Origin of the sequence: Methylibium sp., from assembly GCF_031393925.1 — a bacterium.
Taxonomy (GTDB): domain Bacteria; phylum Pseudomonadota; class Gammaproteobacteria; order Burkholderiales; family Burkholderiaceae_C; genus Methylibium.
In genome coordinates this window covers 45,347-55,350 of sequence record NZ_JANMWL010000006.1, presented here as the reverse complement: position 1 = coordinate 55,350, position 10,004 = coordinate 45,347, and the positions used below count along the sequence as shown (strand labels likewise).

Below are 10,004 nucleotides of genomic sequence, written 5' to 3'. Positions count from 1 at the left end.
GCTGAACAGCAGGTTGCTGTGGGCGATGAGGTGGTCGGGCTTGAGGGTGAGGATGTGTCGATAGGCAGCGATGGCGTCACGCGGCCCGCCCACGTCGGCCAACGCCGCACCGAGGTTGCAACGCGTGTTCAGGTTGTCCGGGTCGAGCGCTAGCGCCGCGCCGTAGTGTTCGATCGCTTCGTCGACCGCGCCTTGCTTTATCAGCGCGCTGCCCAGGTTGTCGTGCGTGGTGGCCAGCGGCCGAACGGCCAGGCCGCGCCGGTAGGCCTCGACCGCCTCGCCGACCTTGCCCTGTTCATACAAGGCCAGACCGAGATTGCCGTAGGCGCCCGGCTGCCCGGGCGCGAGCTCGATGGCGCGCAGGTAGCACGCCGTGGCGCGCTCCAGCTGGCCCTGCTCCTGCAGCACGGTGCCCATCTGGTTCAACGCTTCAGCGTCATTGGGGCGCGCATCGAGCGCGCGTTGCAGCGATTGCGCGGCATCTTCAAGGCGACCTTGCGCCTTGCGCGTCTGAGCGAGCTTCACGTGCACATCGATCAGCGACGCATCGATCTCGAGCGCGCGCTCGAAGCTTGCTGCGGCAGCGTCGTACCGCTGTTGCGCGTGCAGCGCAAGGCCCAGGTTGCCGTGAACCTGGGCGTAATTCGGCTGCAATTCCAAGGCTCGCAGATAACTGGCGACAGCCGCCTCGGCGTGCGACTCGCTCAGGCAGACATTGCCCAGGTAGTGATGAAAGTCGGCATGGCGCGGATTGAAGGCGATGGCCTCCTTGATGGCCGCGCGCGCTTCGGCCGTATCACCGCTCGCAACGAGCGCCCGGCACAACTCTGCGCGGGCCGGCTCGAACTCCGGCTTGAGCACCACCGCCTGGCGCAGGTGTTCGGCCGCGGCAGCGTGCTCACCCAATCCCTCGAGCGCCCCGCCGAGCATGTAGTGGGCATCGAACGAAACCGGGTCGAGCACGATAGCCTGGCGCAGATACACGACGGCGTCTGCGCCCGAGCCGAGCTCCTGCAACGCGTAGGCCAGGTTGACGTGGTTGGCAGCGGATTGGGGAGCCTGCGCCACGGCCTTGCGAAAGGCATCGGCAGCCGCCGCCAGCTTGCCAGACTGCAGCAAGCTCACTCCCAGCTTGGCCGGGTCGATGTCACCGGTGGCTGCGTCCTTTTGCGGCGCGTCGTTGACAACCGCGGCAAGTGGCGTTCGAGCAAGCGGCCTGGGCCCACGGCCCAGCGACGGCAAGCCCTTGATCCAGGCTGAAAGTCCCACGCTGCGCTCCGGTTGTTACTGCAGTTGCAGCATCAGCCACTCGGTCAGCTCGTCGGTGTAGGCATGGTCGTAACCGGCTTCACGCAGCGTCCACTTGAAGGCGTTGCCCAGCTTGGCTTTCTTGTAGAAATTGAGCTTGCTGGTTGAGCGAAATGTCGCGATCTGCTTGGCCATCTTGCCCAAGGCCTCTTTGGCCTTGCCTTCGAACTTCTTGCTGCTCGTCTTTTCCACTGGCGGCAGACGATCGATGAATGACTTTGCGAGCGACTTGCCAAAGTCTTGTGCCTCGGATGCGTCAAACCAGCCCAATGCCATGCTCAGCTCCCGTACTGAATGCGTCGCGACCCCCGCGAGCGCTGCGGATGGTAGGGCACGCCGCCGAGGCGGCAGCGCATTTCGCGTGTGCTCACAACTCGAACACCATCCCCTTGACCAAGGGCTCCACCCGGTGCGCCGTATCGATGGCGCGGACCTGCGCCACCACGACCGCCACCTCGCCCGGCTTCGGGTGGGTGATGTGTACCGGCACGATGCCGTCGAGCTGCGCCAGCTCGGCCGCCAGGCTGCTGGGCGAGAGGTGGCCGCTCAGGTCGGCGAGCCAGCGCTCGTCGTCGCCGAAAGCGGTCTCGATGATGAGGTGGGCGATGCGGCGGCCTTTGAGCGCCGCCCACAGCGCCGGGTTGGGGCCGGTGTCGCCGCTGTAGACCCACCAGCCCTGCGGCGTATCGACCGCAAAGCCGCAGGCCGGCACGGTGTGCGCGGCGGGCAGCACTTCCACGCGGCGCAGTGCCGCGCCGCTGCCCAAGCTGAGCGTGTCGCCAATCTCGAAGGGGTGCAAGGCCAGGATCGGCCGCTCGGGGCTCGGGATGCTGGTGAAGTCGGGCCACAGTTGGCCGTTGAAGAGGTGAGTGCGCAGCGCAACCAGCGTTTGCGGCAGCCCGTGTACGCGGATCGGCCCACGCCCTGGGTTGGCGAAGCGCAGTTTCATCACGCTGTCGGCCAGAAGCGGGATCGCGAGCACATGGTCGAGGTGCGAATGCGAGACGACGATGTCGTCGATGCACGCCATGGCGTCGAGCGGCAGATCGCCGACGCCGGTGCCGGCGTCGATGAGCGTGTGGTCGTCGAGCAGGAAGGCGGTTGTGCGGCTGCCGGCGGCGATCGAGCCCGAGCAGCCGAGCACCCGCAATCGCACCGGGATGGGCAGCGTCATGGCAGGAAAGGTGGCGCGCTGAACGCAGCGCCAAGCACGGAAAACCTCACCGGGGAATGGTGCCCGCGCAGGGGCGCCGGGGCAAGCGTGCCAGCGTGCGATGCCTCACGCCGGGACGAGATACGCGCTGCACATGTGTAGCGAGGCGCTTCGGTGGCCGCGCCGTGCCCGCCCGCGCGCTTGGAGATACGGCGACGCCGCGTCTACCGGAATGCCTGCGAGCGTCCTCAGCTCTGCACGAACTGCATCTGCGTGCCGGCCAGTTCGATCACGTCGCCGCTTTTCAGGTGGACGGGATCACCGGTCACGGGGTTACCGTTGACCAGCGGCCGACCCGCGCCTTCGACATGCGCGAACACGTAGCCGCCGGGACGCTTGGTGATGGAGGCCACCTGCACGCCGGGCTTGCCGACGGTGGTGACCACCTTGGTGAGCGCCACCTCACGACCAACGGCAGCTCCATTGAGCACCTTGATGGCCGCGGACGACGCGCCGCTCGATGAGGGCAGACCGCCGAAGTTTGAATTCATGGGGGCCGTGTGCATGAACGACGGCGCCGCACCCACGGGGGCGCCCGGCACGGTGCCGGGCTTCAAGATCATCGTCTTTTCGTAGTCGGAGTTTTCGACGCTGTGGTACTTGATCTTGTACTTGCCGATCTCGACCGTGTCGTTGTGCTGCAGCAGCTGTTTCTTGACGGCCTTGCCGTTGATGTAGGTGCCGTTGGTGCTGTTCAGGTCTTCAATGAAGACATCTTGCCCGGCCATCTGCAGTACGGCGTGTTCGCCGCTCACCGCCAGGTTGTCGATCACGATGTCGTTGTACGGCCGTCGGCCCAGCGTCGTCTTGTCCTTGGTGATCTGGACTTCCTTGATGACGACCCCATCCAGCGATACGACCAGCTTGCCCATCTCGTGACCCCGTGCGTCTGCTCTGATGTTGTGGATGCCGCCTGCGGGCGCCTGCCTGCGGACCGCTAACGCCGAAATGGCCACCAGGCGCGCGCAGCTGGCGGCGTGCCAAGCGCGCGCACCAGGATGATAGAGATGTTATCCCGTCCGCCAGCGTCATTGGCGGCTTCAACCAGGGCCTGCGCGGCCTCCGGCAAAGAGTCGTGCTCGCGCAACAGCGAGGCGATCTGGTCGTCGTCGATCATGTCCGACAGGCCGTCGGAGCACATCAGGATGCAGTCGCCCGGCTGGGTCTGGTGCAGGTGAGTCTCGAGCAGCACGGTGTCTTCGACACCCACGGCGCGCGTGACCAGGTTCTTGTGGTTGGACACTGCAGCCTGCTCGGGCGTGATGAGGCCGGCGTCCATTTGCTCCTGCAACAGCGAGTGGTCGCGGGTGATCTGGCTGAGCTCGCTGTCGCGCCAGCGGTAGGCACGCGAATCGCCAATATGGCCGAGCAGCAACCTGGATTCGCGCAGCACTGCGACCACGAGCGTGGTGCCCATGCCGGCGTACTGCGGGTTGGAATTGGCGGCGTTGAAGATGGCGCGGTTGGCGTTGTCGACGCAGATGTCCATGGCGCGGCGCACGTCGGTGTCGGTGGCTTGTGTACTCGCCTCGGAGAGCCAGCGGCCGAGCTCGGCCTTGATGAAGCTGGTGGCCATGCCGCTGGCCACTTCACCGGCGTTGTAGCCGCCCATGCCGTCGGCCAGGACGGCCAGCGCCGCGGTCTCGTCAAGCACCACCGAGTCCTCGTTGTTGCTGCGAGAGCGGCCGGTGTCGGTGGCGCTGACGAACTCGAAGCGCAAGGTGGGTACGGGCTGGAGCGTGGGCATCGGAAGAAAAGGCTACGCGCCAACCGGGGCGCTTCAACGCGAAGGATTGTGCCGCGCTTCCGCCGCCATGGGCGCAGCGGAACGCACCCAGGACGGTGCCGACGTGGCACGACCCGGGCTCAGCGCCCGCGCTTCATCGTCGTGCCCGGAGTTGGTCCCGGCTTGCTCGCCCTTCATCTGCACCAGTACCGCATGCAGGTCGGCGGCCAGCGAATCGCCGTCGGCATAGCGGACCTCGGGGCGTTTCTCGAGCGCCAGGGCCACCACGTCGGCCAGCGACTGCGGCAGCTCCGGGCGCAGCGTGCGCACGTCGGGCGCCACGTCGCTGCTGATCGAACGCAGCAGCTCGGCCATGGAATCGGCCTTGTGCGGCAAGGCACCGGTGAGCAGCTGGAACAAGGTGACGCCAAGCGCATAGAGGTCGCTGCGGCCGTCGACGCGCGCGCCGGCCATCTGCTCGGGCGACATGAACGAGGGCGTACCCAACACGAGCCCGGTGCGCGTTTGCGTCGAATCGATGATGCGGGCAATGCCGAAGTCGGTGACCTTGACCATGCCGCTTTGCAGCTCGACCATGATGTTGGCCGGTTTGATGTCGCGGTGCGTCACGCCTTGGCGGTGCGCATAGGCCAGCGCCTGCGCCACGCGCGCGCCGATGCCCAGCACCATGGACACCGGCAGCAGTCGCGCCGGCTGTGCCAGCTCGCTCAGGTCGCGTCCGCCGAGCAACTCCATGGCGATGTAGGCGATGCCGTCCGCTTCACCGACTTCGCGCACCGTCACGATGTCAGGGTGGTGCAACTGGCCGGCCATTTCGGCTTCACGGAAGAAACGCTCGCGGGCGCCCTCGAGCGCCTCGCCGTGGAACTCGCGGCCGAGCGCCATGGTCTTGAGCGCGACCAGCTCGCCGGTGCGCTCGTCGCGGCACTGCAGCACCATGCCCATTGCGCCGCGGCCGATATCGCGTTCGACCAGGTAGGGGCCGATGCGACGCGCCGGGTCGGCGGCGCGCGGGTCGAGCACGGTGTCGACGATCGAGTCGAGCTGGGTGCTGTCGAATGCGGCACCCACCTGGTGGTCGGTGCGCCGACGGCGTTGCAGCTCCGGCGGCATGTGGGTGCGAACGCGCCAACGCCACCAGAGCGCGGTGGCCAGCGTGACAAGCAACACGCCGGACAGGCCGATCCACAGTCCGCTGGCGACGCTCTCGAATGGGGCCGCCACGGCAAGGTCGCAGCCGCTCAGCCCGATGACCAGTGAAGCGGCCGCGCTGCGGATTCGCAGCGCCGCGGCGCAGCGTGAAGGAAGAGCGCTACGCAGCATGACGGGACGTTATCACGCGCATGCCGCGCGGCGCCGCGACGCGTAGCACTGAGGCGCGGCTTGGGGTCGGGGTGATTCGGTACCGCGGCCTCATGGCTTCCGAGCACGAGCTCAGTCGACCAACGCCAGCATCGCACTCAAGCCAGTGGTCACTGCGAGTGGACCCGCCCATTGCGGCTGCAGCGCCGGCTGCGCATCGGTCAGCGGCTCTTCGGGCTTGCCCCAGCGCGGCATGCGCGCGTCGAGCAGTCGCACCTCGGCAAGCCTGGCCTTGAGCCGCGACGACACCGCGACGAGCGGGCGTTTGGCAAGTATCTTCTCGACCCGGCTACCGTGCTGCGCCTTGATCTCAGGCTCGAGCTGGGCGAACAGCTCGGCGGCCCAGCGCTCGCGCCATTGCTCGCGCGCGCGGCTGGAGACCCAGCGGCCGATGTGGCGCGTGAGCCGCGGCGCGCACGCCACCACGATCCAGTGCGTAGGCGGTGCCCCCTGCAGCAATGGCGCCAGCAGGTGCTGCGCGTAGCGCGCGTCGTTGACGAACACTGCAATGGTTTCCATCGTGCATCTCCTTGAGTGGCTGAAGGTCAGGTAAGTGGCCGCGACGGAAAGGCCGCACGCCGCGCTGTCCACCAGCCGGCGCCAACGACACCGGTGACGAGCAGCGCATAAATGGCCAGGCGCAACACCCAGCTCGGGTCGAACACGGCATCGAGCAGCGGTTCGCTAACGATCATCTTGGCGGCTGTGAAGGCGAGCACACCGGCCCCGGCATAGGTGATGACGGGGTATCGATCGACCAAACGCAGCACCATCGAGCTGCCCCACACGACGATCGGCACGCTGATCAACAAGCCGATGACGACCAGATCGAAGCTGCCGTGCGCCGCGCCGGCCACGCCGAGCACGTTGTCCACTCCCATCAACGCGTCGGCGATGACGATGGTCTTCATGGCGGACCAGAAGGACGTGACCCGCACGTCGTGATGCGCCTCACCGCCCTGCGGCGCGAGCAGCTTGTAGCCGATCCACACCAGGCCAAGCCCCCCGATCAGCATCAAACCGGGAACCTGCAACAACCAGACGACGCCAACCGTCATGGCGCTGCGCACGACGATCGCGCCGACCGTGCCCCAGACAATCGCTTTCTTCTTCAGGTGCGCCGGCAGGTTGCGCGCCGCCAGTGCGATGACGATGGCGTTGTCGCCGGCCAGCACGAGGTCGATCAGCACGATCGCCAACAGCGCCGACCACCAAGTTGTCGAGAGAACTTCCATCCGCGACTCCACGAAGTTGCGCGACAAACGGCGCAGGCCACGTGGGCGCAGGATCGGTGGGGCGCGGGTCGCCTTCGAGCCTGCCGCTCACAGCGGCTTGCATCGAAGGTCTTGCTCGGCGTGGAGTAATTGTTATGGCCCGACAAACCGGAAGCTCATCGCTTCGTACTGACGGCTTGCCGAAACTCTTGCGCTGCACTCAGAAGGTAGCGGCGCTGGAGTCGAGCTACTCCCCTTCAAGATTTCAGTATAGGGGGTACATCAGGCCGCGTCGTGCGCGCGGGCGCGGCGCTGCAGCCACAGTCCGGTGCTCACCACCAAAGCGGCCCCGACTGCACCGACGGCATTGACCACGTCATGCGAAAGCTCGCCCAAGCGCGCGGTCACCGCCGGGTCGGTGAACATCATCTCGCCCGCCAGGAAGCCGAGCAAGGCGGCGCCGAGCGTGATGATGGCCGGAAAGCGCTCCATCACCTTGAGCAACAGCGTGCTGCCGAAGATGATGAGCGGGATGCTGACCGCCAAGCCGATGATCAGCAGCGGCGTATTGCCTTTGGCCGCAGCGGCGACTGCCAGCACGTTGTCCAGGCTCATCACCAGGTCGGCCACGAGGATGGTGCGGATCGCCGAGACCATGCCGCCCGCCTCGGCACTGCCGCCCTCGCCGCCATCATCCTCGCTGAGCAGCGACACGCCGATGTAGAGCAGCAGCAGGCCGCCGGCAATCTTGAGGTAGGGCCACTTCAGCATCTCGACGGCAATGAGCGTGAGCGCAATGCGCATCACGATCGCCGCCGCGCTGCCCCAAAAGATTGCCTTCTTCTGCTGCTCGGCTGGCAGCGATCGCGCGGCGAGCGCAATGACCACCGCGTTGTCGCCCGACAGCACGACGTTGGCGAGAATGATCGAGCCCAGAGCGGCCCAGAAAGGGGCGGAAGTCAGGTCCATGGTGGGCGCGTTTTTGAGTTTCAGAGGGCGCGGAGGCCCTCCTTTTCGCGAACTGCCGGCAATCTATGCGGGCACCACCGAAGCCGCTACAACAGCCCCTTGAGCAACTTGCCCATCTCCGACGGATTGCGCGTCACCGTGAAGCCGCACGCTTCCATGACGGCGAGCTTGGCGTCTGCGGTGTCGGCGCCGCCCGAGATCAGCGCCCCGGCATGGCCCATGCGTTTGCCCGGCGGGGCGGTGACGCCGGCGATGAAGCCGACGATCGGCTTCTTCATGTGCTGCTTGCACCAGAGTGCGGCTTCGGCTTCGTCGGGACCGCCGATCTCGCCGATCATGATCACCGCGTCGGTGCCGGGGTCGTCGTTGAACAGCCGCATCACGTCGATGTGCTTCAAGCCATTGATCGGGTCGCCGCCGATGCCCACCGCGCTCGACTGACCCAGACCCAGCTCGCTGAGCTGCGCCACTGCCTCGTAGGTCAGCGTGCCGGAGCGCGAGACCACGCCGATGCGGCCCTGGCGATGGATGTGCCCCGGCATGATGCCGATCTTGATTTCCTCGGGCGTGATCAGCCCCGGGCAATTCGGGCCGAGCAACAGGGTTTTCTTTCCTCCCGCCGCCTCTTTGGCCTTCATCTTGTTGCGCACCTCGAGCATGTCCCTTACCGGGATGCCCTCGGTGATGCAGACGACCAGGTCCAGGTCGGCCTCGACCGCCTCCCAGATCGCCGCGGCCGCGCCGGCCGGCGGCACGTAGATCACGCTGACCGTGGCGCCGGTGGCCCTCGCGGCGTCCTTCACCGTCGCATGGATCGGGATGCCCTCGAAATCCTCGCCCGCTTTCTTGGGGTTCACGCCCGCGACGAAGCAGTTGCGGCCGTTGGCGTAGTCGCGGCACATGCGAGTGTGGAACTGCCCGGTCTTGCCGGTGATGCCCTGGGTGATGACCCGTGTGTTCTTGTCGATCAGGATGCTCATGTTCTTTTCCTCTTGGGCCTCACTTCAGCGTGGCCATCACCTTTTGGGCGGCCTCGGCCATGGTGTCGGCGCTGATGATCGGCAGGCCCGACTCGGCAAGCATCTTCTTGCCCAGCTCTTCGTTGGTGCCCTTCATGCGCACCACCAGCGGCACGGTCAAGCCCACCGCCTTGCTGGCGGTGATGACGCCGTCGGCGATCACGTCGCAGCGCATGATTCCACCGAAGATGTTGACGAGGATCGCCTTCACGTTCGGGTTCTTGAGCATGATCTTGAAGGCCTCGGTGACCTTCTCGGCGGTCGCGCCGCCACCCACGTCCAGAAAATTGGCCGGCTCGCCGCCGAACAGCTTGATGGTGTCCATCGTGGCCATCGCCAGACCCGCGCCGTTGACCAAACAGCCGATGTTGCCGTCGAGCTGGATGTAGGCGAGGTCGAACTTGCTGGCTTCGATCTCGGCCGGATCTTCCTCGTCGAGGTCGCGGTAGGCGACGATCTCGGGGTGGCGAAACATCGCGTTGGCGTCGAAGTTGAACTTTGCGTCGAGCGCCTTGATGTTGCCCGCCTTGCCGTCCTTCGAGCCTTCGAGGACGAGCGGGTTGATCTCCGCCAGGCTAGCGTCGGTCTCCACGTAGCAGCGATAGAGCTTCTTGAAGACATCCACCGCCAGCGCCAGCGAGCCGGCCGGCACGCCGATGCCCCGGGCGAGCTCGTCGCCCTGCGCGTCGGTCAGGCCCGTGGCCGGGTCGACGAACACCTTGATGATCTTCTCGGGCGAGGCTTGCGCCACCTCTTCGATGTCCATGCCGCCTTCGCTCGACGCCATGATCGCGACCCTCTGCGTTGCGCGATCGGTGACCGCCGCAACGTAGTACTCCTTCTTGATGTCGGCGCCTTCCTCGATCAGCAGGCGACGGACCTTCTGGCCCGCCGGGCCGGTCTGATGGGTCTTGAGCTGCATGCCCAGGATTTGCCCGGCCATCGTCTTCACGTCGTCGACCGTCTTGGCGATCTTGACGCCACCGCCCTTGCCGCGCCCGCCGGCATGGATTTGCGCCTTGACGACCCAGACCGGGCCGCCGAGCTTTTGCGCCGCTTCGACGGCCTCCTGAACGGTGAACGCGGCATAGCCTCGCGGCACCGGCACGCCGAACTGGCGAAGGATCTCTTTGCCTTGGTACTCGTGGATCTTCATGGTGATCTCTGCTGGG

General features: G+C 66.4%; 11 protein-coding genes. All 11 read right to left on the bottom strand.

Translation table 11 applies throughout. From position 1 onward, the window contains the following. A partial coding sequence (locus tag RMO12_RS00645; RefSeq protein WP_309637821.1) for a tetratricopeptide repeat protein occupies positions 1-1,269 on the bottom strand: 1,269 nt, incomplete at its 3' end. 15 nt (positions 1,270-1,284) lie between these two features. Then, positions 1,285-1,584: a hypothetical protein gene (locus RMO12_RS00640; protein ID WP_309625450.1), complete on the bottom strand. Its 300-nt coding sequence runs from the start codon at positions 1,582-1,584 to the stop codon at positions 1,285-1,287. A 91-nt stretch (positions 1,585-1,675) separates the two neighbouring features. After that, entirely contained in the window at positions 1,676-2,482 is an 807-nt protein-coding gene (locus RMO12_RS00635; RefSeq protein ID WP_309637820.1) for a 3',5'-cyclic-nucleotide phosphodiesterase, read from the bottom strand. Between the two features lie 227 nt (positions 2,483-2,709). After that, complete coding sequence (locus RMO12_RS00630) at positions 2,710-3,393, bottom strand: FHA domain-containing protein (RefSeq protein WP_309637819.1); 684 nt, start codon at positions 3,391-3,393, stop codon at positions 2,710-2,712. Positions 3,394-3,458: 65 nt separating this feature from the next. Continuing rightward, positions 3,459-4,268 carry a Stp1/IreP family PP2C-type Ser/Thr phosphatase gene (locus tag RMO12_RS00625; protein ID WP_309637818.1) on the bottom strand — a complete coding sequence of 270 codons (810 nt, stop codon included), beginning with the start codon at positions 4,266-4,268 and terminating at the stop codon, positions 3,459-3,461. Positions 4,269-4,301: 33 nt separating this feature from the next. Further along, on the bottom strand, positions 4,302-5,591 hold the full coding sequence (locus tag RMO12_RS00620) for a serine/threonine-protein kinase (RefSeq protein WP_309637817.1): 1,290 nt from the start codon (positions 5,589-5,591) through the stop codon (positions 4,302-4,304). Between the two features lie 111 nt (positions 5,592-5,702). Continuing rightward, positions 5,703-6,149, bottom strand: a complete 447-nt coding sequence (locus tag RMO12_RS00615; RefSeq protein WP_309625445.1) for a hypothetical protein — start codon at positions 6,147-6,149, stop codon at positions 5,703-5,705. A 26-nt stretch (positions 6,150-6,175) separates the two neighbouring features. Continuing rightward, positions 6,176-6,865, bottom strand: a complete 690-nt coding sequence (locus RMO12_RS00610; RefSeq protein WP_309637816.1) for a TerC family protein — start codon at positions 6,863-6,865, stop codon at positions 6,176-6,178. A 261-nt stretch (positions 6,866-7,126) separates the two neighbouring features. Further along, entirely contained in the window at positions 7,127-7,813 is a 687-nt protein-coding gene (locus tag RMO12_RS00605; protein ID WP_309637815.1) for a TerC family protein, read from the bottom strand. An 86-nt stretch (positions 7,814-7,899) separates the two neighbouring features. Next, positions 7,900-8,793: a succinate--CoA ligase subunit alpha gene (gene sucD / locus RMO12_RS00600; protein ID WP_309625442.1), complete on the bottom strand. Its 894-nt coding sequence runs from the start codon at positions 8,791-8,793 to the stop codon at positions 7,900-7,902. Between the two features lie 19 nt (positions 8,794-8,812). Next, entirely contained in the window at positions 8,813-9,988 is a 1,176-nt protein-coding gene (sucC, locus tag RMO12_RS00595) for an ADP-forming succinate--CoA ligase subunit beta (RefSeq protein ID WP_309637814.1), read from the bottom strand. Positions 9,989-10,004 lie beyond the last annotated feature (16 nt).